Origin of the sequence: Actinomycetospora aeridis (genome assembly GCF_037400275.1) — a bacterium.
Taxonomy (GTDB): Bacteria; Actinomycetota; Actinomycetes; order Mycobacteriales; family Pseudonocardiaceae; genus Actinomycetospora; species Actinomycetospora aeridis.
On record NZ_JBBEGL010000004.1, the window covers coordinates 41,077 to 64,093 of the forward strand.

The window sequence follows — 23,017 nt, forward strand, 5'->3', positions numbered from 1 at the left end:
ACGCACCTCTGTGATCACAGCAAGTGACCGATTTGTCCGTTTACCGACGCGGACCTCACACCCGCCAGTGCCGGCGCCATCCCGCGTCGTCGAGGTCCGTGGGATCGTCGCCGGCGGCGCGGGCGGCCGCCTCCGCGCCGCGGACGCGCCGCGCCAGCTCCCCCGCGGCCGCCCGCAGGTCGCCCTCGGGGTCGGCATGGTCGGCCGCGGCCGCGAACAGCGGGTCGTCGGACGCGGCGGCGAGCAGGTCGTCGGGCACCCCGGCGCGGCGCGAGCGCGAGAGGTACTTCGCGACGAGCGCGGCCGCCGGCTGGGCCCGGGCGACGCCGTCGAGCGCCGAGTCGCGGCGCTTCTCGACGGCCTTGAGCTCCTCCCACCGGACCTGCTGCTCCGCCGCTCCGGTGATCGTCTCGCCGTCGCCGAAGACGTGCGGGTGGCGGCTCACGAGCTTGGCGACGAGCTCGGCGGCGACCTCGTCGACACCGAACGGGTCGCCCGCGTCCTCCTGCGCGATCCGGGCGTGGAAGAGCACCTGCAGCAGGACGTCGCCGAGCTCCTCGCGCACCGCGACCCGGTCGTCGTCGGCGACGGCGTCGTAGAGCTCGTAGGTCTCCTCGACGAGGTAGCGCAGCAGCGAGGCCGGCGTCTGCGCCGCGTCCCAGGGGCAGCCACCGGGCGAGCGGAGGCGGTCCATGACCCGTACGGCCTCGAGGAGCTCCGTGCCCGGGGGTCCGTCCTCGCCGGGGACGAGCTCGACCACCGTGCCGTCGCTCTCGGGCACCTCGGGCCCGACCGCGCCCAGCTCCCGCGCGAAGACGCCGGCGACCTCCGCGGGGAGGTCGGGGTGGAGCCGGACCTGGTCGGCGGCGGCGACCGTGCGGACCGCCGCGGCGGGCAGGACCGCGCCGAGCCGGGGGTCGACGGTGACGGTCCGGCGGCTCACGGAGCCGGGGTACGCACCGGGGTGACGACGCCGACGGCCCCCGGGTCGTCGACCACGTCCAGCTGCGTCGGGTCCCAGGCGCCGTAGCGTGGACTGATCGTCACGCCGAGCTCCAGCGCGAGCGGCTGCAGCTGGCGCAGGCCGAAGCCGAACATCGTGTCGTCGTCGACCGCGGCCGCCGGGGTGACGCCCGGGGCCGCCGGCGGCGCGTCCAGGCTGCGCTGCTGCACGTGGACCACCGACCACGGGCCCTGCGCCGGGTCCTGGCCGCCGGACTGGGACGACCCGCCCGGCGTGATCGTCACCGTGCCCGCGGGGAGCCCGAACAGGATCGACGACGCCGACGACTGCAGCGGCGCGCCCTGCTGCTGCTGGCCCGGCCGCAGCGTCAGCCCGCTCGCGCCGGAACCCTGACCGAACAGCTGCGCGGCGCGCGACGGGTCGTCCGCCACCTGCCGGGCCAGCGCCTCGGCCGTGGCCCGGTCGGGCGCGGTGGCGTAGTCGATGGTGACGGTGAGCCGGTCGAAGACCCGCCGGCCGATGTCGCCGGCGGCGAGCTGGTCGGCGACGAGCCCGCGGATCGTCGCGGGGTCGAACCCGCTCCCCCGCGCCGCCGCCTCGGCCCCGCCGGCCCGCGCCAGCGCCTCGTCGACGCGCTGCGGTGCCACGACGATGCCGTCGCGGCGCGCCTGCTCGGCGATCAGCTCGTGCAGCACCCGCACCGTCACCAGGCGCCGCGACTCCTGCGCGAGCAGCTGAGGCGGGATCGGCGCCCCGGGCGCGACGCCCTGCTGCGCGCCCTGCTGGTCGACCGCGACCCGCAGGTCGGGGACCGCGGTGCGCAGGTTGTCCTGGATCTCGGTGATCGGGATGACGGTGGTGCCGACGATCGCGGCCGCGCCCGCGCGGTCGGGGCCCGTCCCGCACCCGGCCAGCACGAGGAGACCGACGAGCACCGACGTGACGAGCGGCAACAGGCGACGCACGGCGTCACCTTCTCACCCGCCCGACCCCGGCCCGCGCGCCGCCCGGGGTTGCCGCGCCGCCCGGGGTCGCCGCGCCACCCGGGGTCGCCGCGAACGCCCTATCGGCGTGCTCAGTGGGACGTTCGCTGCCTCTACGCGCACGCCGTCCCCTGCCCGACGCGGTCGCCGCCGTCGACGCGCTCGCCCGCGCGTGCGGCTTCGGCGCCGCCGACCTCGCCGCCCTCGTGGATGCCCATCCGGGCAGCCGGGGCCTCGTCCGGGTCCGGCGGGTCGTCGCCCTGATGGATCCCCGCGCCGAGTCGCTGCCCGAGAGCCGCCTGCGCGTCGGGCTCACGCTGCGCGGCGTCCCGCCGCCGATCCCCCAGTACCCCGTGGTCCTGCCGAGCGGGAAGGACGCGCGGCTCGATCTCGCGTGGCCCCGGCCGGCGCCGGGGCGGCCGCCGTTCGCGCTCGAGTACGACGGTCCCGACCACCGCACGCCCGTCCGCCACGGCCTCGACCTCGAGCGCGACAGCGGGCTCGACGACCTCGGGTGGGACGTCGTGCACGTGACCGGTCGCCAGATGGCCGATCTCGACGCGCTCGCCGCCCGGGTGCGCCGCGGGATCGGGCTCTGACGATCAGGTCGCCGCGGCGGCCGTCTCGGGGAAGAGCTGGGAGAACAGCTGCTCGCACCACGCCAGCAGCGCCAGGTCGCGCAGCGGCGCCGCCCCCATGCGCACCGGGCCCTTGCCGTCCGCCCCCTCGACCGGCCGGGGCAGCGACAGCGTCCGCGACGCCGCCTTGTACTGCGCGCGCGGGTGCAGGCGCTTCAGCCGCATCTGCATCGACTCGGGCAGGTCGACCGGCGCGAACCGGATCATGTTGCCCTGCCCGGCGACCTCGGTGAGCCCGTGGCGCCGGCACGCCTGCCGGAACGCGGCCACGGCGAGCAGGTTCGTCACCGGCGTCGGGGGCTCGCCGTAGCGGTCGACGAGCTCCTCGCGCACCGCGTCGAGCGCGTCGGCGTCCGCGGCCTCGGCGATCTTGCGGTAGACGTCGAGGCGCAGCCGCTCGGTGTCCACGTAGTCGTGCGGGACGTGGGCGTCGATCGGGAGGTCGACGCGGACCTCGGCGAGGGGCTCGTCGCCGCCCCCGGCGTCGGTGTGCGCCTTGAACGCCTCGACGGCCTCGCCGACCAGGCGCACGTAGAGGTCGAAGCCGACGCCCGCGATGTGGCCCGACTGCTCGGCGCCGAGGATGTTGCCGGCGCCGCGGATCTCGAGGTCCTTCATGGCGACGGCCGTGCCCGCGCCGAGCTCGGAGTGCTGCGCGACGGTGGCCAGGCGGTCGTGGGCGGTCTCGGTGAGCGGCTGGTCGGCCGGGTAGAGGAAGTACGCGTAGCCCCGCTCGCGCCCGCGGCCGACGCGCCCGCGCAGCTGGTGGAGCTGGGAGAGCCCGAGGGTGTCGGCGCGCTCGACGATCAGGGTGTTGGCGTTGGAGATGTCCAGGCCGTTCTCGACGATCGTCGTGCAGACGAGCACGTCGTGCTCGCGCTCCCAGAACTCGTTGACGGTGCGCTCGAGGCGCTCCTCGGCCATCTGCCCGTGCGCGGTCGCGATGCGCGCCTCGGGCACGAGCCTGCGCAGCCGCGCCGCCGCGTCGTCGATCGAGTTGACGCGGTTGTGGATGTAGAAGACCTGCCCGTCGCGGAGCAGCTCGCGCCGGATCGCCGCGGCGACCTGCTTCTCCTCGTAGGCGCCGACGTAGGTCAGCGTCGGGTGCCGCTCCTCGGGCGGGGTGAGGATCGTCGACATCTCGCGGATGCCGGCCAGGCTCATCTCGAGCGTCCGCGGGATCGGCGTCGCCGACATCGACAGCATGTCGACGTGGGCACGCAGCCCCGTGATGTGCTCCTTGTGCTCGACGCCGAAGCGCTGCTCCTCGTCGATGATCACCAGCCCGAGGTCCTTCCACGCCACCCCGGTCTGGAGCAGCCGGTGGGTGCCGACGACGACGTCGACGCTCCCGTCGGCGAGCCCGCGGAGCGTCGCGTCGGCCTCCTTCGGCGAGGTGAACCGCGAGAGCCCCTTGACCGTGATCGGGAAGTTGCGCATCCGGTCGGTGAACGTCTGCAGGTGCTGCTGGGCGAGCAGCGTCGTCGGCACCAGGACCGCGACCTGCTTGCCGTCCTGCACCGCCTTGAACGCAGCCCGCACCGCGATCTCGGTCTTGCCGTAGCCGACGTCGCCGGAGATCACGCGGTCCATCGGGACCGCCTTCTCCATGTCGGCCTTGACCTCGTCGATCGCCGACGCCTGGTCGGGCGTCTCGGTGAACGGGAACGCGTCCTCCATCTCCCGCTGCCACGGGGTGTCCTGGGCGAACGCGTGGCCGGGCGCCGACTGGCGCGCCGCGTAGAGCTGGACGAGCGAGGCCGCGATGTCGCGGACGGCCTTGCGGGCCTTCGACTTCGTCTTCGACCAGTCGGAGCCGCCGAGCTTGTTCAGCGTCGGGACCTCGCCGCCGACGTAGCGGCTGATCTGGTCGAGCTGGTCGGTGGGCACGAACAGCCGGTCCGACGCCTGGCCGCGCTTGGAGCTCGAGTACTCCAGCACCAGGTACTCGCGGGTGGTCGCGGCCTTGCCCGTGCCGGTGGTCCGCTGGGTCATCTCGACGAACTTGCCGATGCCGTGCTGGGCGTGGACCACGAAGTCGCCGGGCTGCAGCGTCAGCGGGTCGACGGCGTTGCGCCGCTTGACCGGGACGCGCTTGACCGCGCCCTCGGTGCCGGGCCGGGTGCCCGTCAGGTCGGTCTCGGTGACGATCACCAGCGCCGTGCCGCCCGCCGTGACGCCGTCCGCGAGCGACCCGCGGGTGATCGTCACAACGCCCGCCTCCGGCGCCTGCCGGAGCCCCTCGTCGGCGAGCGCCACCGGGACCTCGTGCTCGCGCAGCTGTTCGGCGGCGCGCTGGGCGGTGCCGGTGGCCGGCACGACGAGGACGCCCGTGCCACCGGCCGCGGCGAGGGCGCGCAGGTCGGCCGCGGCGCGCGGGATGTCGCCGCGGTAGGCCTCGACGGCCGTGAACCCGGGCCGCAGCACGCGCGCGCCGTCACGGGTGTGCGAGTCGTCCTCGACGTCCGGGTCGGTGGCGAGGCTCGAGAGCGTCCACCAGGGCCGACCCGCCTTGGCCGCGACGGCGCGGACGTCACCGAGGTCGCGGTAGGCCGAGGCGCCCAGGTCGATCGGGGCGCGCCCGTCGGTGCCGTCAGCGGCGGCGAGCCACGACGCCTCGAGGAACTCCTGGCCGGTGCGCACCAGGTCGGCGGCGCGCGTGAGCACCCGCTCGGGGTGGCAGAGCAGCACGTGCCCGCCCGCCGGCAGCAGCTCGGGCAGCAGTGCGAGCTCGGGCGTCTCACCGTCGCCGCCCAGCAGGGCCGGGATGAGCGACTCCATGCCCTCGGACGGGATCCCCTCGGCGACGCGGCTCAGCAGCTCGGCGAGCGCCTTGTCCCTCGTGTGCTCCGCGGCGAGCTCGGCGGCGCGGGCGCGCACCGTCTCGGTGAGCAGCAGCTCGCGGCACGGCGGGGCGACGACCTCGGCCGGACGGGCGTCCGGGCCCTCGCCGGGCAGCGAGCGCTGGTCGGCCACGGAGAAGCACCGCAGCTCCGAGACCTCGTCGCCCCAGAACTCGACACGCACGGGCGCCGCCGCCGTCGGCGGGAAGAGGTCGACGATGCCGCCGCGCACGGCGAACTCGCCGCGCTTCTCGACCATCTCGACGCGCGCGTACGCGAGGTCGACCAGCCGCTCGGTGAGCGCCTCGAGCTCGTACTCGGTGCCCTCGGTGAGCCGCACCGGCGCCAGGTCGCCGAGCCCCGGCACCACCGGCTGGATGAGGCTGCGCGTCGCGGCGACCACCACGCGCAGCGGGACGTCCGGGGTGTCGTCGGCCTCCGGGTGGGCCAGGCGGCGGAACACCGTGACCCGGCGCCCGACGGTGTCCGCCCGCGGGGAGAGCCGCTCGTGCGGGAGGGTCTCCCAGCTCGGCAGGTAGCTGACGGTGTCGTGGCCGAGCAGCTCGCCCACCGCGCCCGCCAGCTCCTCGGCCTCGCGCTCGGTGGCGGTGACCACGAGCAGCGGGACCCCGGCGCCGCCGGCGTCCTCCGTCGCGGCGAGCGCGGCCGCGACGAACGGGCGCAGACCCGTCGGCCCCTCGACCGCCGCGTCGCGTCCGGCGCCGGTGACGACCTCGCGCAGGCCGGGGTCGGCGAGCACGGCAGGCAGCAGGGGCGCGAGGGGCGCCTCGGGTGCTGACGACGGGGCGGTGGGAGCGGGAGCGGCGAGCGACGCAGCGGGCGACAACGCGGGAGGACCCTTCGACGGACCGTCGGGGCGCGACCTTCTTGTCGCGCGGGGGGATGCCTCCAGGGTACGTGCGCACCCCGACACGGGCGCCGCGGCTCCGGTGCCCTGCGTCTCGTCCGTGGGCCCGGGGGACGCGACGGCGCGAGATCGGGGGCGCCGGTGGCGGACCGCCGACGCCCCCGGGCCCCGCGACGTCCGTGCGTGCCCCCCGGTCAAGTCCGCACGGGCCTCCTCGGCGCCGCCGAAAAAGTACCGTGCGGTCCGTTCACCGACAACGGCAGGTCCCGCGACCCCCGGACGCCGGGTGGAAACGGACGAGGGCCCCACGGGGACCGGACAGGCCACGCGGCATCATCTCCGACCGTGACCCCGAGCCGATCACGCCCGGCGCGCGCGCACTCGACCCTGATCGGGGCCCTCTGCGCGCTGCTGACGCTGACCCTCGCCGCGTGCAGTGGCGGCCCCGAGCAGACGTCCGCCGCGGCCCGGGAAGGCGCGGGCGCCCCGCCGCCGCCGACCACGACGGCGCCCACGGGCTCCGCCCTGCGCGTCGAGACCGTCGCCGGCGACTTCGCGAACCCCTGGGACGTCGCGTTCGTCGGGGACGACCGCCTGCTCGTCACCCAGCGGGACGGGTCGTTGTCGCTGGTCACGGGCCTCGGCCCGGGAGCGCGCACCACGCCGGTGACCGCCGACCTGCAGGACGTCTACGCCCGCGGCGAGGGCGGGCTCATGGGGATCGCCGCGGCGCCGGACGTCGCGACCTCGGGCACGTTCGTCACCTGCCAGACCCACCAGGAGGGCGGCCGGCCGGTCGACGTCCGCGTGGTGTCGTGGCGCCTGTCCCCCGACGGCGCGAGCGCCGAGCGGGTGCGCGACCCCCTCGTCGGCGGCCTGCCGATCAACCCGTCGGGCCGCCACTCCGGCTGCCAGCCCACCTTCGCCCCCGACGGCATGCTCCTCGTCGGCACGGGTGACACGGCCCGCGCGACCATCCCGCAGGACCGCAACTCGCTCGGCGGCAAGGTCCTGCGCGTCGACCCCTCCACCGGTGGACCGGCCCCCGGCAACCCCTTCGCCGAGTCGGGCAGCGCCGCGGAACGGCTGATCTCGGGGTACGGCCACCGCAACGTCCAGGCCGTCGCCGTCCAGCCGGGCACCGGTCGCGCCTGGAGCGCCGAGCACGGCCCCGACATCGACGACGAGGTCAACGTCGTCATCCCCGGCCGGAACTACGGCTGGGACCCCGCCCAGGGCGGCGAGTCGCCCGGCGGGTACGACGAGGACGTGCCGATGACCGACCTGGACCGCTACCCGGACGCCGTCCCCGCCGCCTGGAGCTCGGGCGACCCGACGGAGGCCATCAGCGGCGCGGCGTTCCTCGACGGCCCGGCCTGGGGCGACATGGCGGGCCTGCTCGCGGTGTCCGCGCAGAAGGGCGAGAAGCTCTTCCTCATGCGACCCGGTCAGGGAGCCGACGAGAACCGGATCGTCGAGGTGACGGTGCCGCCCGAGCTCGACGGGGAGTTCGGACGCCTGCGCGGGGCGCGTCTCGGTCCCGACGGCGCGCTGTACCTCACCACCGACAACGGCTCGGACGACGCGATCCTGCGCGTGACCCGCGGGTGACCGACCGGCCGGGACCGGAGCGGTACACGCCCGGCGGGTACCGCCCCGGCCCCTCCGGGGCCCCGGCCGGCCGGCCGGGCCCGCCGCGGGGAGGACCGCCGGGGTACCCGGGCCACCAGGGCCAGCAGGGACAGCCGGGCCAGCAGGGACGGCCACCCGGCTGGTCCCCCCCGGCCAACCCCCCGACGCGGCACCTGCCCCCGCCGTCCGGCGCGCAGGGGCCTCCGGGACCTCAGGGACCTCAGGGACGTCAGGGCCCTCACGGCCCGGCCGGCCCCACCGCGGCGATGCCGCGGGACGACCGCCCGCCCCGGCGTGCGGCGCGGCCCTCGCCCGGTCGGTCGCTGCTGGACCGCTCGCGACGCCGGTTCACCGCGCCCGGGCCCGGCGCCATCCTCGCCGCGGCCGTGCTGGGGCTCCCTTGCGCGGTGGTCCTGTTCTCCGACGTCCTCGGCATCGACGACCGCACGCCGTTCGTCCAGACGATCGCGTTCCGCCCGCAGCTCGCGGCGGGCCTCGCCGTGCTCGGCGTCCTCGTGTTCCTGCTCGCCCGCCGGGCCTGGCCGACCGCGCTCGCCCTGGGCCTGGTCGGCGTGCTCGGGCTCGCGATGGTGCTGCCGCGCGCGGTGGGCTCGGCGGAGACCGGCGCCACGGGCGGACCGGAGCTGACCGTCCTCACGGCCAGCGCCTACCTCAGCCGGGCCGACCCGGAGGCCCTCGCCGCGCTCATCACCCGGCGCACCCCTGACGTCGTCGTGCTGCCGGAGGCCCGCGGCACCCTGCGCAACCGCCTGCAGCAGGCCCTCGTGGACGAGTCGGGCGGCGAGGAGGGCCGGAGCGGCTACCGGGTGTTCGCCGCCGACGCGAGTCGCGACGACAGCCCGATGACGGTGTTCGTGCGCCGCAGCCTCGGCCGCCCGACGGTGACGCCGGACCGAGACACCGAGTTCCCCTCGCTCGTCGTCGACCTCGCCGACGTCGACGGCGAGGCGGTCCGGGTCGTCGCCACCCACCCCCAGTCCCCGCGGCCCGGCGACACCAACGCCTGGCGGCGCGACGTCGCCGCCCTCGCGCGGTGGTGCACCGGCGATCGGCCGACCGTCGTCGCCGGCGACCTCAACGCCACCCTCGACCACGCCGAGCTGCGCACCGCGACCGAGGGCTGCACGGACGCCGCGAGCGACGTGGGCGAGGGCCTGGTCGGCACCTGGCCGGCCGCCGCGCCGCGCCTGCTCGGGGTCCAGATCGACCACGTGCTGGTCTCCGGGGGGCCGCGTGCCCGGGAGGTCGAGGTCGTCGACGTCCCGGGCAGCGACCACCGCGGCCTGCTCGCGCGAGTGGGTCTGGGGGGTTAGCCCAGGTCAGCTGGCCCGGGTCAGCGACGCGGCCCGACGCCGACGCCGGGCCGGCGGACCATGGCCGACCGGGCCGGGTCGACCCCGCGCTGGGCCGGCATCCCCGGGGCGTGCACGTCCTCCAGACCCCGCCGCCACGCCTCGTCGAGCGCGCTGCGCGCCCCCTCCCGGACCGTGCGCAGCATGTCGTGCATCGACACGGCGAGCGGGCGCGGCACCAGCGGCGAGTCGGCCAGCCGTGCCAGCGGCTCGAGGCGGGCGGTCGCGTCCTGGAAGAGCGCCCCCGCCGCGACGGGCCCGTCGGGCGGTTGGGCGACGATGCGCTCGCCCAGCGCCGTCTGCCACTGGCGCACGCGCTCCGCGAACGCCGCGGACAGCCGGTCGAGCAGCCGCGCCTCCACGTAGGAGCCGAACCCGCCGCGGACCGGGCCGAGGCCCTCGGTCGACGGGTTCTCGCCCCGGCGGAACGCCTCCAGCCAGTTGACCCACGCCGCGTATCCGCTGCGCGCCGGCGCGCTCACCGCCGGCCCCCCTGGTCGGGCAGGAATGCTGTCGAGCTCACGTCGAGACCGCCTCCACCACGCGCCGGCCTGGCCGGTTCGTGTCGACTCGTGCCGTCGGGCGCCTGGGTGGCGCCCCTGGTTACGGCCCGGAAGTCGTTCGGCGGTCAGCCGCTGTTTCGCGGTTCGGCCAGATCCGTTCAGGTTCGCCCGGGCGGCCCAGTGCCTGCTCACGGAGGAGTGACGGCGTGCCGGCGGGACCGTTCACCCACCGACGACGTTGTCCGTTTCGCGAAACGGCCTGCTCAGGCGCGCACCACCAGTGTCTTCGCGGCCATGTCGCCGACGCGCTGGTGACGTGCCGACGTCGACATGACGATCAGCCCGACGATGCCGGCGAGCAGGCCGTCGACGACGAAGAGGAGCCACCGTGCGGTGCACTGCCCGAGCGAGGGCTCGCCGCCGTCCTCCTCGCGGACGATCCGCACGCCCAGCCAGCGCATCCCCGGCGTCTGGCCCTGGTGGGTCGACGGCCAGTACGCGTTGATGAAGAAGCCGGCGCCGAGCGAGAGGAGGAAGAAGAGGGTGTAGCCGATCCCGATGATCGTCAGCGCGGTCTCCGGGTCGCCCGACGCCCCGGCGATCCCGATGACGACGAAGAGCAGCACCAACGGCCCCGCGGCCGTGATGAGCCCGTCCAGGATGTACTGGCCGACGCGGGACCCGACGACGTCCGTGGGGTCGCCACCGGGCATCCCGCCGTACCCCGGCTGCCCGTACTGCGGGCCGTAGCCCGGCTGCCCGTACTGCGGCTGGCCGTACCCCTGCTGGCCGTACTGCTGCCCGTACCCGGGCTGCTGGCCGTACCCGGGCTGCTGGCCGTACTGCTGGCCGTAGCCGGCGTCGGGCTGGGCGAAGGGCTGGCCGTACCCGGGCTGCTGTCCGTAGCCCTGCTGCTGCCCGTAGCCCGGCTGCTGCCCGTAGCCCGGCTGCTGCCCGTAGCCGGGCTGCTGGCCGTACTGGGGCTGCTGGCCGTACGGGGACTGGCCGGGGTCCTGCGGGCCGGACGCCGCGGCCGACGGGTCACCGAAGCCGGACTGCTGCTCATAGCCACCCGGCGTCGATCCGAAACCTGACTGGTGCTGGTATCCGCCGGGGTTGCTCACGCTCTGTTCTCCCGAAGTCGTCGACGAGGGCGTTCCGCTCCCCGATGGCTGCTCACCGTAGTGCTCGTCCGGCGCGGAGCCGCGCCCCGGACGCGCTCCGGGCGTCCGTCCGTCGTCCGTGGAGCCGACCGCTGCGCCCTTGGCGGGGCAGCATGCCAGCGACCGGTCACGGAGGGCACGACCGGTCGGACCGTCCGGGGGGCTCGTCGGGCTCTTGTCGCCCACACGGAGGGACCTCCGCGTTCACCCTTCGCGGCGGTCGCGGGATCACCCCTTTGCCCACCCGGCCTCGCCCGGCCGGAGCATGACACCCGAGGGACCTCGCGCGTTGGGTGTAGGTCAGGTCACGACACCGCAACAACCGGGAGGAGGTCACCGTGGCCGTCCCGCCCCGGCCCGCCACCGCGGGCCCGTCGACCGCCTCGCCGCCGCCGGTCGCGGCCGTGCCCGCCCCACGGTCGGCCCCCTCCGCCGCGAACACGGCGACCACCGCGGTGGTCGACGTCCGCGCCACCGACGTCGCCGGCGTCGCGTGGATCGTCCGCGAGGTCACCCACGTCCCGGGCGTCCTGCGCCTGCGCTACGGGCGGCTCAGCTTCGAGTCCACGCGCGGCGTGCTGTTCGAGGGGACGCCCCCGGAGCTCGCCCTCGAGATCGGGCGCTCGTCGCGCTCGGGCCTCCATGTCACCGCCCGCGGCGAGCGTCTGCGCATCTGCGTCGTCCGTCCTGCCGGCGCCGTCCCACCCTGCGCCGAGCTGGTCGACCGCGCCGCCGGCGGCCGTCCGGTGACGTCCGGGGAGATGGACTCGGGGTCGGTCTGGCGCCCCCTGCTCGCCCCCGACGGGACCGCGGCCTCGCGTCCCGGGGCGCGGGTGCGCCGCGCGCTGGCCTTCACGCGGCACCTGCCGCGCCCCCAGGACGCCTGGTCGGGCTGAGCCTCAGCGACCCGCGCGCGGCACCGAGTACTCCTCCGGCGCGGCCTCGACGTCGTCCCCGAGGTCGTCCCTGAGGTCCTCGCCGAGGTCGTCGCGGTGCCGGCCGTTCAGCGCGTCCCCGTGGCGGACGGAGCCGTGCCCGTCCGCGGCGTCGCCGTGCTCCGGGCGCACGCGGTCGTCCGGGGTCGGCGGGGAGAACCGGTCGGCCGTGATCGGCGGTCGGGGCGCGCCGTGCTGCGCGGGCAGGGGCGGCGCTCCCGGCGCGGAACCGGGCGGCGCCACGGGCGGGCGCGCCCCGGGCGGGGGAGGTCCGGACGGGCCGGGGCCCGGCGCACCGACGGGCACCGGGGGCGGTCCGTACGGACCGGCCGGACCGGGAGGCCCCTGCGGCAGCCCGGCAGGCGGGCTGAACGGCGGACCACCGGCGGGGACGGCGCCGCGGGGCGGGCCCGGCGGTGGGCCCGGCGGCGCTCCCTGGGGTGCTCTGGACGGCGGCCCCTGGGGCATCGGAGGCATCGGACCGCGGCGGGGCGGGCGGGCCGGCCACGGCACCGCGGCCCCGATCGCGTCCACCAGCGGGCGGATCGCCGCGTGCATCCGCCGGGCGGCCTCGACGTGGGCGTCGATCTCCCCCTGCACCGGGTCGGGGATCGCGTCGTCCTCCGGGTCGACCGGCGCACCCTGGCCCCGCTCGGCGAGGGCCGCCGCGACGAGGGCGTGCGCGCGTTCCCGGGGGTCGGTCGGGAGGGCCGCGTGGTCGACACCCTCGAGCAGCCGCGCGAACTCGGGCATCGTGAACGTGCTGCGCAGCGCGCGCGGCTCCAGCTCGAGCACGGCCGAGCGGTGGGAGCGGCTGACGGTCAGGACGAGGTCGGCGAGCTCGACGTCGCGGGCCGGGATCTGACGGGCGCGGAACGCGGCGACGTCGGGGTGCTGGGCGAGCGGCCCGAGCTGCGCGCGCGAGAGCGGATGCATCTCCGCGCCGACCACCGCCCCGGTGCCGCCACTGGCTACGTCGAACCAGGACGCCCACCGCGGACCCAGCCGCATCTCGAGCAACGCGCGGGCGTGGAACCGCGCGAACGGGGACCGGCAGATGTTCCCGGTGCACACGAACAGGAGCCGGAAACGCCGCGGAGCCCCGTCTCCCCGACCGTTCATACGGCCGATCGTCGCAGTCGGTGGCCGTCGGCGCGAGTCCATGGGATCAGTCGACCTGGTCGGAGGGGGTGCGCAGCCCACGGAGGAGGGCCAGGACGGCGGCGTTCAGCGGCGTCGCGACCCCCGTCCGGGCGCCCGTCGCGACCACCGCGCCGGTGAGGTACTCGTGCTCGAGCGGACGTCCGGCAAGGCGGTCGTAGAGCATCGAGGTGCCGAGCCCGGGCGCCATCCGGTCGTACATCGTGACGAGGTCGTCGACGTCGTCGTCGGTGAGCGCGGCCCCCGCCGAGCGCCCGACGGCCAGCACCTCCCGGGCCAGGTCGACGACGAGGTCCCGCGTCGCCGGCTCGGTGAGGACGTCGTTGCGGCGGCCGGTCAGGGCGGTGATCGGGTTGGCGACGGCGTTGCTGAGGAGCTTGCGCCACGCCACGGTCACGAAGTCGTCGGTGGCCACCACACGCAGCGCGCCGATCCCGCCCGTGCCGTACAGCGCCGCGAGACCGCGCGCCGCCTCCCCCGCGGGCACCGTGAGCTGCGCGTAGTCGTGGTGCACGATCCGCCCGGGCGCGACCGCCTCGGCGCCGAGCCGCACGGACGCCGGCAGCACGGTCGCACCGGGGTCGACGAGGCCGTCGACGCGCGCGGTGTGGTCGACGCCGTTCTGGGCCACGACGACCACGCTGCCCGGCCCGGCGAGCGCGCCGAGCCAGCCCGCCGCCGAGGCGGTGTCCTGGGCCTTCGTCGCCAGCAGGACCCAGTCGGCGGGGGTCACCTGGCCCGGGTCGGTCGCGATCGTCACGGGCACCGCGCGCTCGACACCGTCGGCGACGACGGTGAGCACGTCGAACGGGGTGCGCACGCACACGGTGACGTCGTGGCCCCGGTCGGACGCCAGGGCTGCGAGGACACCGCCGATCGCCCCGGCCCCGATCACCGCGACACTCGCCACGACGGCGATTGTCGTCCGCGCCCCTCAGGGGCCGGAGGGCGGCCCTGATCGCTCCGGGTGCTCCTCGGACCCCCCCTGAGCGGGGGTCGGCGGGGCACCCGCGGGGATCACGCCCGCGACGGGGTCAGCGCCCGTGGCGGGCGAACGCCTCGAGGTCGAGCACCATGCGCGCGACCTGCAGCGCCGTGACCACCCCGCCGACCTCGGCCGCCGAGCCCGGCCGGTCCTCGGCGTCGAGCCGCTCGACCAGCGCCGCGGCCGCGTCGTGCAGCGAGAGCGTCAGGTCGCCGGCGTCGGCGAGGGACTCGGCGTCGAGGCCGTCCTCGCGGGACCACCCGCCGTCGGGGACCCCGGTCGCGGAGCGGTCGAGCGCGCACACCAGGGCGTGCCGCTCGGGTGCTGGCGCGTCACGGTCCTGCTCGAGCTCGGCGAGCCGGGCCGCGAGCTCGTCGACGGCGCGCAGGAGGTCGGCGGGCGGCGTGCTGCCACCGCGCCCGAACGGGGCCGGCGGCACCACGCCCTCGGGCGTGCGGGGCGCCGGGATGACCGTGGGCTCGGGCTGGAGGCGCGCGCGGGCCTCGCGCAGGCGGGCGGTGAGCCGGCCACCGGCGTCGTCGGCCACCGGGCCCGGACCGGCGTCGGACTGCCGGTCGTGGTCGGGCGACGCCTGGCGCGGCACGTCCGGGACCCGGGTCACCGGAGGGGTCGAGCTCTCCTCGTCGACGGGGGTCTCGTCCGCCGGCGGCTCACCGGGAGCCGCCTCCGTCCCGGAGCCACCGTCGGTGTCGGCGTCGGCCGGGCTCTCGGCGGGGGTGTCGGTCGCGGTCACGTCGGTGCTCGCCGTCTCGTCGGGCGCGGTCTCGTCGGGAGCGGTCTCGCCGGCCCCGTCGGACGGGGACTCGCCGGACGGGGAGCCGTCGACCGCGGACCCGTCGTCCGCCCCGTCGGTCTCGGGGCGCGCGGGTGTCTCGGGGGTCGCGGCGTCGGTCGACAACGGCGCTCCTTCACGGGCGAGGATGTGACGCCGCCGGGTGTGCCGTGGGCGTCGGATCGGCGTCGATGGGTCACCCGGTGGATCGTCCCCGCCAGCGTGACGCGTTGCAGACGGCTCACGGAACAGCCCGTTCGGGGGATCTCCTTCACCCGGTGAGCCGCTTACCAGCCGGAATCGGCGCCGATGGGCGTCATCGGTACCGCCGCTCGGTCGTCCACGACCCGTCTCGGCGGGCACGGGCGAGGTCGATGCTCCGTCTGTCGGCGGGGCGTCAGACCGCGTTCCGGTGGCGTGTCCCGCCGATCCGGCGGGGTCGGGGACCCGACGGGACGCCGCGCGCGGTCCGCGTCATCAGGGCGCGGCGGGTCTCCGCGGCCGAGCTCCCGCGGAAGCGGCTGACGATGACGACGGCGGCGAACGCGAGGCCGTTGAGGGACCCGAGGGCGAGCATCGCGACCTCGAGCACCTGGGACTCGTCGAACGACCCGCCCGGGTCCGGGGCGTCGAGCGCGCCGCCGTAGGGCGCCGGAGCGGGTGCGGGGTCGGCGGCCGACACGGGGTCGGCGGCGCGGGCGGGCCCGGGGTCGGGGAGCTGCGCGCTGACGAGCAGTCCACCGACGACGAGGCACGCGACGACGGCCAGCCGCCCGACGAGGGAGCGCAGCCAGGGCCCGCCCCGTCCCGGGGAACCACCGTGCGTGACGTCAGTGCCCTGCTCCGCCGCCGGCCCGTCCATGTGCCCGCCCCGTTCGCCCGGTGTGTCCTCGGGCACTCATCGGGATTCCGGCGGGCCCGTTACCGACACGAGGCCGTCGCGACGGCGACACGCGACAATCGTGACCTCACCGTGACCTCACGCGGGCGTTCTGTCCGTGGGGTCCGGTTTTCGCAGCGCACGGCGCTGCGGGAGCCGGGCAGGCTCAGACGCGCTGGCCGAGGTAGTCGTCGACGACCTGGCGGTACTCGTCGTCACCGATCTCGCGGCCCAGCATGCGGCCGGCGAGGCGGCGCGAGAGGCGGGCGACGTCGGGCTGCAGGTCGGAGGCGACCGACGACCGCTGGGTCGCGAGCTCCTCGCGGCCCTGGGAGACGAGGGAGGCCGACTCCTCGCGGGCGGCGGCGAGCACCTCGTCGCTGCGGCGCTGGCCCTCCTCGCGGGCGGCGTCGCGGATGCGCGCGGCCTCGTCGCGGGCCTCACCGATGCGCGTGCGGTACTCGGTCTGCACCCGGCGGGCCTCGGCGCGGGCCTGCTCGGCGCGCTCGAACCCGCCCTCGATGCGGTCGTGACGCTCGGCGTAGACCTTCTCCAGCCGCGGCATGAAGACCTTGGTCATGACGAGGAAGAGCGCGCCGAACGCGATCAGCCCGATCACGATCTCGTGCCAGATCGGGGTGAGCACGAAGTAGCCACTCGCCAGGGTCATCGCCGGCTGCACCGCCTGTTCGGGTCGTCGTCCTGCGTCGCGGGCACCACGGACCGGCGGCGCAGGGCACGGCCGGTCGGGCGCTCGCGCACAGTCTGTCCGATCTCTCCCGGTGGGGCGACCCCGGGGCACCCGTGAGGCCCCGCACCTCCGGGGCGCCGAGCCGCCCCCTAGGGTGCCGCCGTGGGTGACTACAAGCTGGTGGCGGTGGGCACGGACGGCTCCTCCTCGGCCACCACGGCCGTCACGCGGGCCGCGTCGATCGCCGCGGACGCGAACGCGAAGCTCCTCATCATCTGCGCCTACGAGCGCTCCGGGCGCTCGGGCACGCGCGACCAGGCCGAGGCGGAGCGTGCCCTGGGCGACGAGGCCTACAAGATCATCGGCTCGAACCCGGCCGAGGAGAAGCTGCGCGACGCGCGCGACGTCGCCCGGCGGGCCGGCGCCGAGGAGGTCAACACCGTCGCCGTCGAGGGCGAGCCGGTGCAGGCGATCTGCGACAAGGTCGAGCTGCACCACGCCGACCTCGTGGTGGTGGGCAACAAGGGCCTGGCGAGCTTCGCCGGGCGCCTGCTCGGGTCGGTGCCCGCCGAGGTCTCCCGCCGCTCCCCCACCGACGTGCTGATCGTCCACACGACCTAGGTCAGCGGGACGCCTCTTCGAGGGTCACGGCCGCCTCGACCCGCTCGGAGAGGTCGCTGCGCCGCGGCGCCGGCGTGGCCGGCGTCGGGGGCGTCGCCCACGTGCCGGGCACCGAGCAGTAGGGCGCCGCGCCGTGGCGCCCGAGCAGCGCGGACAGCGGGGCGTCGGCGAGCACGTCGCCCAGCGCCTGCTCGAAGCAGCGCCGCGTGCCGCGGTCGCGGGGACGGGCCAGGGCCTCGGCGAGCCGGCGGGTGAGGCGCTCGGACTCGGAGAGGAAGCTCGTCAGCGACAGCCGGCCGCGTCCCAGCTCGCGCCGGCAGCGCCCGGCCACCGTGTCGCCCTCGCCGACCACGCAGACCTCGACGTCGACGTCGCCGTCCTCGAGCACCGCGCCGACGGGCCCGGTGCCGTCCGGCGCGGGCCGGGCCATCGTCGCGCGGAAGACGGCGTTGGTCACCCGGTCGGACGGCTCGCGCACGAGGGCCGCGAGCAGGTTCCACCCGCCGCGGCTCTCGAGCACGTCGCGCAGGCCGCGGACGTCGACCGTCAGCCGCCGGACGCGCACCCCGTCCGCGTCGCCGGCGCGGTCGAGGAGCTCGCCGACGGAGTCGGGCCGTGCCCCCTCGCCGGGCAGGACGACGTGCAGCCGCGGGACCGCGGGCGTGCCCGGGACCTGGGGGTCGATACCGCAGACGGCGACCTCCGGTGCCGGCGGGCGCAACGCCTCGCGGGCGGGGAGGTCGAGGTACTCCATCCCGACCATGACCTCGGGACCGGGGACGACCCGGGCCGTGGTGGTGGCCCGGGCCGCCGCGGTGGTGGGGCCCGTGGTGGTGCGTGTGGTGGGACGACGACGGACGAACGGGATGCGCACTGGCTCTCCGCTCACTCGGATCGGGGAGCCCTCCACGATGCCATGCCGACGTGACCGTCGCCACGTCGAACGATTCAGTCCGCCTGATCGGCCGTGCCGATCACCCGCTCACCCGATCCGCTCCGTCCCCGAACCGTCGAGGATCCGCTTGAGCTCGGCGAGCGTCTGCTCGAGCCCGGCTCGGATGCCGGGTCCGTCGGCGCGCTCGGTGTGCAGCGTGACGGTGACCCGGGAGTCCTCGTCGCCGATCCCCGTCACGAACAGCTCGCCGTGGTAGCCGCTGGAGCGCTCGGCGCCCCACCGCAGGCTGCGGGCGTCCGCGTCGGCGTGCAGCCAGGCCGTGCCCTCGTAGCGCTCGCCCTCGACGTTCGCGACCACGCCGATCTCCTCGCCGCCGGCGCTCCACGCCTTCTCGAGGCCGCTGAAGTACTCGGGGAGGTGCTCCACGTCGGCGAGGTAGGCGAAGACCTCCTCCGGCGGGCGGCGGACGTCGGTGGTGTGCTCGTAGTCACCCATGCCGGGGGCTACCCCGGCCCCGCCGGTCTCACCGGATCGCCGGCGTGATCGTCGCGCCGCCGCCGAAGCCGGCGACTCCGCCGGCCTCCGCGCCGAGGCCGAGGTAGGCGTTGACCAGCACCGGGGCGGCGCCCGGCCGCGTGTCCCGGTCGGCGCCGGTGCGCGCGTCGAGGACGAGGGGGCCGTTCACCGTCGTCCCGTAGACCGCGCCGTGCCAGGCCGTCGTCATCCGCGGGGCGACGCGGTTGGCCGCGGGGTCGGGCAGCTCCCAGAGCGGCGCCGCGGACGCGGCGTCGACCGCGAACACGCGGGTGTCGCCGCCGCAGACGGTGGTGGCCGCCTCGTCCCACACGCAGCGCGGCGGCGTGTACGAGCGCCCGACGTCGACCGTGCGGACGGTGGCCCCCCGGGCGTCGACGAAGCGCAGCGACGCCGACGGGGCCGAGAGCGTCGTGGCCGCCGTGCGCCCGCTGACCACGGCGAGTCCCGGACCCGCCGGCGTGATCTCCGGCGCCCGCAGCACGTCGCCGGGCGCGAAGCGCCGCAGGCCGGTGACGACGTCGAGCCCGACGAGCGTCGAGTCGGCGTACGCGCGGCTGCCGCCCGGTGCCGTGGCCACCCCGAGCGCGGTGCCGCCCGCCGGCCCGTCGGCGAGCACCGCGTCGGCCGCGACGCCGTCGGCGGTCCAGAGCACCTGGTGCGAGGTGAGGTCGACGCCGATCGCGGTCCGCTGGGAGTCCGTGCTCGCGGTGAGCACGCCGACCCCGGCGACGACGCCCGCGACCGTCATCGTCACCGCCGGCGGGCGCTCCGACCACGGCAGCACCGTCGGGGCGTTCCACCGCAGCGCGCCGCTCGTCGCGTCGAAGGCGAGGAGGTCGACCGCCAGGCCGGGCGGGGTGGTGCCGGAGCCCGGGACCACGCTCGCCGCGCCGACCAACACACCGCCGTCCGGCGTCGGCACCGGCTTCCCGGCGGCGAACCGGCCCGCCGGCGCGACGGGGCCCGGGATCTCGGCGCCGGTGGAGTCGGTGCGCAGGACGCGCCCGCCGTCGGTGGCCCAGACCGCGGTGCCGATCAGCGCGGCGGGCAGGGCGTCCGCGTCGCGCCCGAACACCCGCGTCCCGGAGCCGCCGAACAGGCTGCCGGTGGGCGCGGCGAAGCCCGTCGGCGGGTCGTAGGACGGCGGCGGCGCGCTGCCGACGGGCGTGCTCCCGCAGGCGGCGAGCAGCAGGGCCGTGGCGAGCGGGACGACCACCGCGGCGAGCAGACGGGCACGCACGCCGCGCAGGTTCTCATGCGCGCGCGCTCACTCCGACGGGACGGCGTTCTCCGGCGAGCGGCGCTGGGGCACGACGGGCAGCGGCCCGGTGGCCTGGGCGAGACGGCGCTGGGCGCGGGCGACGCGGGCGGCGAGCTCGGCGGCGGCCGCCTGCTCGGCCTTGAGGGCCTTGCGCTCGGCGCGGGTGAGGCGGCGGGGGGTCTCCGGGGCGGTGTCCCCGACGATCTCCGGGACGATCTCCGGCGCGGGTCCGGGCACAGCGACGGACGCGTCGGCACGGCGGCGCAGGAACGACATCGCGGACTCCTCGATCACCTCGAGCGGTTCTCGCGAGGAGTGTCGTCGCGATCACCGACAACGTGACCTGGTCCCACCCCATCGTGTCGTAGCTGTGACCGTGTCGGGCGACGGGACGGGACGCTCCGGCACCTCCGGGCACGAATCGGGCGTCACCGCAGGTCATGAAGCCGTGTTGCAGCCTGGCGGCCACGCTGACGTCGGGCGTCAGTTTCTCCGCCCGCTCGCGGCGAGGGGCCGCCCGGCGACGAGGTCCGCGGCCCGTTCGCCGAGCATCAGCGCCGTCGCCGCCGGGCCGCGCCGGGGCACGGTGGGCAGCACCGAGGTGTCGACGACGCGCAGCCCGTGCAGCCCGTGCACGCGCAGCTCGGGGTCGACGACGGCCCCGGGGTCGTCGGCGGTGCCGAGCCGGGCGCTGCCGCACAGGTGCGCCGACGTCGTGAGGTGCGCGGCGATCCACGCGTCCAGCGAGCCGTCGTCCAACGTCCGCTCGGGCCCGAGCGCGAGGCCGCCCGCACCGAGCAGTTCGCCCGCGCGGCGCACGACCTGGCGCATCCGTGCGCGGTCGTGCCCGGAGGCGAGGTAGCGATGCTCGAGGCGCGGCGGCCGGTGGGGGTCCGCCTCGAACGTCATCACCCCCCGACTCTCGGGCGCCTGCAGCGCGCACATGAGGTGGATCGCCCCGCCGGGGGCGAAGGGGCGGGCGAAGAGCAGGATCTCGAGGTCGCCCGCGGGGTCGTCGCCGGCGTCGAGGTGGACGGCGGCCTGCGCGCTCGGCGCGTCGGGGTGCGGCCCGCCGTCGCCCGACGTATCGGGGAACGCCAGGAAGACCGCGGGGTGGTCGCTGTAGCCGTGTCCGACGCCGGGCCGCTCGTGGAGCACCGGCAGCCCGGCCGCGCGCAGGGCGTCCGGCGGGCCGATGCCCGACCGGGCGAGCAGCGCGGGGGTGCACACCGAGCCCGCGGACAGGACGATCTCGCCGCCCTCGATGCGCTCCCCGACCCCGTCCGCCCCGACGCCCTCGACGCCGACCGCCCGGTCGCCGTCGAGCAGCACCCGCGCGACCGTGACGTCGCCGCGGACCGTGAGGTTTCCGCGGTCGAGGTGGGGCAGGACGTAGGCCATCGCAGCGTTCACCCGGACCCCGCGCCGCACGTTCGCCGGGACGAGCCCGGCCCCGGGCGGCTGGTCGCCGTTCTTGTCGAGCTCGGTGGGCACGCCGACCGTTGCCGCGGCGGCGAGGAACCGCTCGGTCACCGCGGCGCGCAGCTCCCCCGCGGGCCGCACCACGGGCACGGGGCCGGCGTCGCCGTGCAGCGGCCCGCCCATGTCGAGGTCCCGCTCGCCGCGGACGTAGTAGGGCAGCGTCTCGTCGAACGACCAGCCCGGCCACGAGTCCAGGTCGGCCCGGGTGGCGCGGACGTGGTTGGCGCCGTTGACCGCGCTCGACCCGCCGAGCAGCCGGCCCCGTCCGACGCGTGTGGTCCGGGCGCCGGTGAGGTCGACGCCGACGTCCCAGGTGTGCGGCCCGTCGGGGTCGGAGGCGGCCAGCGAGGCGACGTCGCGGACCTCGGCGGGGAACCGCGCCGCGTCGGTGACCGCCGTCCCGGACTCGAGCAGGAGCACCCGCCGGCCCGGATCCTCGGAGAGGCGCCCGGCCAGCGCGCAGCCGGCCGAGCCCCCGCCGACGATGACGACGTCCCAGCTCATGCCGACGGCATACCCGCTCTCAGCGCGGCGTGTCGGAGAGCTGCTCCTGCGGACGCGCGGCCACCCACTGCGGCACGGCGTCGGTGTTCACCGCGAACCACAGGTCGCGGCCGGCGGTCTCGTCGAGGTAGACGACCGACTGGTCGCCCTCCATCCCGGTCCCGGTGACCGGCACGGTCAGGAACGAGACGTTCGAGTTGCGGATGTCGCGCAGGCTGAAGGCCAGCTGCGCGAGCCCGGTGTTGGACAGCGAGTCGTCCACACCGACGTGGCGGGTGACGGTGTCGACGAGCTGGTAGGCGCCCGTCGGACTGGACAGCGTGCCCGAGGACAGCGCCTTCTCCAGGAACGCGCGCAGGGCGGCCTGCTGGCGGCGGACGCGGTCGAGGTCGCCGCCGGGCAGGTTGTAGCGCTCGCGGACGTAGACCAGGGCCTGCGCACCGTTGAGGTGCTGCTCCCCGGCCGGGACGACGACGCCGTCGCGCTCCGACTCGGAGCCGACGTTGACGTCGATGCCGCCGACCGCGTCGGTCATCTGCGCGAAGCCCGCGAAGTCGATGACCGCGTAGTGGTCGACGTGCACGCGGGTGAGCTGCTCGACGGTCTGGATGAGCAGCGGCGGCCCGCCGAAGGCGAGCGCGGCATTGATCTTGTTCTTGCCGCGGCCCGGGATGTCCACGTACGAGTCGCGCGGGATCGAGACGACGCTCGCGCTCTGCCCGTCCTCGGCGATGGTCGCGACCATGATCACGTCGCTGCGCTGCGAGCCGAAGACGGCGTCGGGCGCCGCGTCGGTGCCGGTGGTGGGCTCCGGCGAGCGGGAGTCGGTGCCCATCAGCAGGAATGTGTCGCCCGCGGAGTCCGCGGGGCGCGACGACGGGTCGATGGGCGCGAACACCGACGGGTAGCGGCCGACCTGCGAGCCCAGCTGCTGGGTGATGATGACGACGCCGGCGGCGGCGAGCAGCACGAGCACCAGCAGGGCGATGAGCCCGTAGACGAGCGCGCGCAGCCCGCGGCGGCGGCGTCCGCGCTCCTCGTCCGGGTCCGGACCCCGGCCGTCCTGATCGACCATCCCGCCGATGCTCATGCCCCGACCACCCCTGCTCCCGTGGGTCCGGCCTCCGTCGGCCGGCACACCTGCGTTCTCCTCGGACGACGAGCGGCTCTCGTTACGCGCCGCGCGGTGTGAGCCCGTCCGGGTCGACACAGCGTGACAGCCCGCCCACACCCCGCTGCACGCGGTTCGTCGCGCGCAGCGCGCCGTCGCCCGCCCGGACGCCCGGCGTCGTCCCCTCGGCCGGG

The 23,017-nt window shown here is 76.4% G+C and carries 21 protein-coding genes; 5 read left to right on the top strand and 16 right to left on the bottom strand.

Annotated elements, in window-relative coordinates:
* Positions 1-55: 55 nt before the first annotated feature.
* Both WCD41_RS15120 and WCD41_RS15125 read right to left on the bottom strand, forming a co-directional pair.
* The gene (locus WCD41_RS15120) at positions 56-943 is read right to left on the bottom strand and encodes a nucleoside triphosphate pyrophosphohydrolase (RefSeq protein ID WP_337714280.1); all 888 of its coding nucleotides are present in this window, start codon (positions 941-943) and stop codon (positions 56-58) included.
* Positions 940-1,929, bottom strand: coding sequence for a hypothetical protein (locus WCD41_RS15125; RefSeq protein WP_337714281.1), 990 nt, complete (start codon positions 1,927-1,929; stop codon positions 940-942). The genes WCD41_RS15120 and WCD41_RS15125 overlap by 4 nt, the downstream gene beginning before the upstream one ends.
* A gap of 113 nt (positions 1,930-2,042) precedes the next feature.
* On the opposite strand from WCD41_RS15125, the gene WCD41_RS15130 reads away from it, so the two are divergent.
* On the top strand, positions 2,043-2,546 hold the full coding sequence (locus WCD41_RS15130) for a putative endonuclease domain-containing protein (RefSeq protein WP_337714282.1): 504 nt from the start codon (positions 2,043-2,045) through the stop codon (positions 2,544-2,546).
* 3 nt (positions 2,547-2,549) lie between these two features.
* Here the strand turns inward: WCD41_RS15130 and mfd are convergent, their stop codons facing one another.
* Positions 2,550-6,275, bottom strand: coding sequence for a transcription-repair coupling factor (mfd, locus tag WCD41_RS15135; protein ID WP_373695142.1), 3,726 nt, complete (start codon positions 6,273-6,275; stop codon positions 2,550-2,552).
* 366 nt (positions 6,276-6,641) lie between these two features.
* On the opposite strand from mfd, the gene WCD41_RS15140 reads away from it, so the two are divergent.
* Positions 6,642-7,907 carry a PQQ-dependent sugar dehydrogenase gene (locus tag WCD41_RS15140; protein ID WP_337714283.1) on the top strand — a complete coding sequence of 422 codons (1,266 nt, stop codon included), beginning with the start codon at positions 6,642-6,644 and terminating at the stop codon, positions 7,905-7,907.
* A gap of 287 nt (positions 7,908-8,194) precedes the next feature.
* Positions 8,195-9,262 carry an endonuclease/exonuclease/phosphatase family protein gene (locus tag WCD41_RS15145; RefSeq protein ID WP_337714284.1) on the top strand — a complete coding sequence of 356 codons (1,068 nt, stop codon included), beginning with the start codon at positions 8,195-8,197 and terminating at the stop codon, positions 9,260-9,262.
* 20 nt (positions 9,263-9,282) lie between these two features.
* On the opposite strand, the gene WCD41_RS15150 is transcribed toward WCD41_RS15145, so the two are convergent.
* Together WCD41_RS15150 and WCD41_RS15155 are read right to left on the bottom strand one after the other, a co-directional pair.
* On the bottom strand, positions 9,283-9,783 hold the full coding sequence (locus WCD41_RS15150; protein WP_337714285.1) for a hypothetical protein: 501 nt from the start codon (positions 9,781-9,783) through the stop codon (positions 9,283-9,285).
* 284 nt (positions 9,784-10,067) lie between these two features.
* Positions 10,068-10,928 carry an RDD family protein gene (locus tag WCD41_RS15155; protein ID WP_337714286.1) on the bottom strand — a complete coding sequence of 287 codons (861 nt, stop codon included), beginning with the start codon at positions 10,926-10,928 and terminating at the stop codon, positions 10,068-10,070.
* Positions 10,929-11,305: 377 nt separating this feature from the next.
* On the opposite strand from WCD41_RS15155, the gene WCD41_RS15160 reads away from it, so the two are divergent.
* Positions 11,306-11,863, top strand: coding sequence for a hypothetical protein (locus tag WCD41_RS15160; RefSeq protein ID WP_337714287.1), 558 nt, complete (start codon positions 11,306-11,308; stop codon positions 11,861-11,863).
* A gap of 3 nt (positions 11,864-11,866) precedes the next feature.
* Here the strand turns inward: WCD41_RS15160 and WCD41_RS15165 are convergent, their stop codons facing one another.
* The 5 genes from WCD41_RS15165 to atpF form a co-directional block, all read right to left on the bottom strand.
* A complete protein-coding gene (locus WCD41_RS15165; RefSeq protein ID WP_337714288.1) occupies positions 11,867-13,024 on the bottom strand; it encodes an arsenate reductase/protein-tyrosine-phosphatase family protein in 1,158 nt (385 codons plus the stop codon).
* 46 nt (positions 13,025-13,070) lie between these two features.
* Positions 13,071-13,973 carry a 2-dehydropantoate 2-reductase gene (locus WCD41_RS15170; RefSeq protein WP_337714289.1) on the bottom strand — a complete coding sequence of 301 codons (903 nt, stop codon included), beginning with the start codon at positions 13,971-13,973 and terminating at the stop codon, positions 13,071-13,073.
* Between the two features lie 124 nt (positions 13,974-14,097).
* Complete coding sequence (locus WCD41_RS15175; RefSeq protein WP_337714290.1) at positions 14,098-14,967, bottom strand: hypothetical protein; 870 nt, start codon at positions 14,965-14,967, stop codon at positions 14,098-14,100.
* A gap of 271 nt (positions 14,968-15,238) precedes the next feature.
* Positions 15,239-15,703 carry a hypothetical protein gene (locus WCD41_RS15180; RefSeq protein WP_337714291.1) on the bottom strand — a complete coding sequence of 155 codons (465 nt, stop codon included), beginning with the start codon at positions 15,701-15,703 and terminating at the stop codon, positions 15,239-15,241.
* A 184-nt stretch (positions 15,704-15,887) separates the two neighbouring features.
* Complete coding sequence (gene atpF, locus WCD41_RS15185; RefSeq protein WP_337714292.1) at positions 15,888-16,391, bottom strand: F0F1 ATP synthase subunit B; 504 nt, start codon at positions 16,389-16,391, stop codon at positions 15,888-15,890.
* Between the two features lie 183 nt (positions 16,392-16,574).
* Between atpF and WCD41_RS15190 the strand changes: the two genes are divergently transcribed.
* Entirely contained in the window at positions 16,575-17,033 is a 459-nt protein-coding gene (locus WCD41_RS15190) for a universal stress protein (RefSeq protein ID WP_337714293.1), read from the top strand.
* Between the two features lies 1 nt (position 17,034).
* On the opposite strand, the gene WCD41_RS15195 is transcribed toward WCD41_RS15190, so the two are convergent.
* The 6 genes from WCD41_RS15195 to WCD41_RS15220 all read right to left on the bottom strand — a co-directional run bounded on the left by WCD41_RS15195 (position 17,035) and on the right by WCD41_RS15220 (position 22,802).
* Positions 17,035-17,907 carry a hypothetical protein gene (locus WCD41_RS15195; RefSeq protein WP_337714294.1) on the bottom strand — a complete coding sequence of 291 codons (873 nt, stop codon included), beginning with the start codon at positions 17,905-17,907 and terminating at the stop codon, positions 17,035-17,037.
* Positions 17,908-18,015: 108 nt separating this feature from the next.
* Positions 18,016-18,423: an SRPBCC family protein gene (locus WCD41_RS15200; protein ID WP_337714295.1), complete on the bottom strand. Its 408-nt coding sequence runs from the start codon at positions 18,421-18,423 to the stop codon at positions 18,016-18,018.
* Positions 18,424-18,451: 28 nt separating this feature from the next.
* Entirely contained in the window at positions 18,452-19,705 is a 1,254-nt protein-coding gene (locus WCD41_RS15205; RefSeq protein WP_337714296.1) for a PQQ-binding-like beta-propeller repeat protein, read from the bottom strand.
* 27 nt (positions 19,706-19,732) lie between these two features.
* Positions 19,733-20,020 (bottom strand): hypothetical protein, encoded by a 288-nt coding sequence (locus WCD41_RS15210; protein WP_337714297.1) that lies wholly within the window; start codon positions 20,018-20,020, stop codon positions 19,733-19,735.
* A gap of 189 nt (positions 20,021-20,209) precedes the next feature.
* Positions 20,210-21,712 (bottom strand): mycofactocin dehydrogenase MftG, encoded by a 1,503-nt coding sequence (mftG, locus tag WCD41_RS15215; protein ID WP_337714298.1) that lies wholly within the window; start codon positions 21,710-21,712, stop codon positions 20,210-20,212.
* 19 nt (positions 21,713-21,731) lie between these two features.
* Positions 21,732-22,802 (bottom strand): LCP family protein, encoded by a 1,071-nt coding sequence (locus tag WCD41_RS15220; protein ID WP_337714299.1) that lies wholly within the window; start codon positions 22,800-22,802, stop codon positions 21,732-21,734.
* Between the last annotated feature and the right edge of the window lie 215 nt (positions 22,803-23,017).

Bases quoted from the DNA above. Each gene is read 5' to 3' on its own strand.
- WCD41_RS15145 (WP_337714284.1), top strand. From the start codon at position 8,195: ATGCCGCGGGACGACCGCCCGCCCCGGCGTGCGGCGCGGCCCTCGCCC.
- WCD41_RS15165 (WP_337714288.1), bottom strand. From the start codon at position 13,024: ATGAACGGTCGGGGAGACGGGGCTCCGCGGCGTTTCCGGCTCCTGTTC.
- WCD41_RS15180 (WP_337714291.1), bottom strand. From the start codon at position 15,703: ATGGACGGGCCGGCGGCGGAGCAGGGCACTGACGTCACGCACGGTGGT.
- atpF (WP_337714292.1), bottom strand. From the start codon at position 16,391: ATGACCCTGGCGAGTGGCTACTTCGTGCTCACCCCGATCTGGCACGAG.
- WCD41_RS15200 (WP_337714295.1), bottom strand. From the start codon at position 18,423: ATGGGTGACTACGAGCACACCACCGACGTCCGCCGCCCGCCGGAGGAG.
- mftG (WP_337714298.1), bottom strand. From the start codon at position 21,712: ATGAGCTGGGACGTCGTCATCGTCGGCGGGGGCTCGGCCGGCTGCGCG.
- WCD41_RS15220 (WP_337714299.1), bottom strand. From the start codon at position 22,802: ATGAGCATCGGCGGGATGGTCGATCAGGACGGCCGGGGTCCGGACCCG.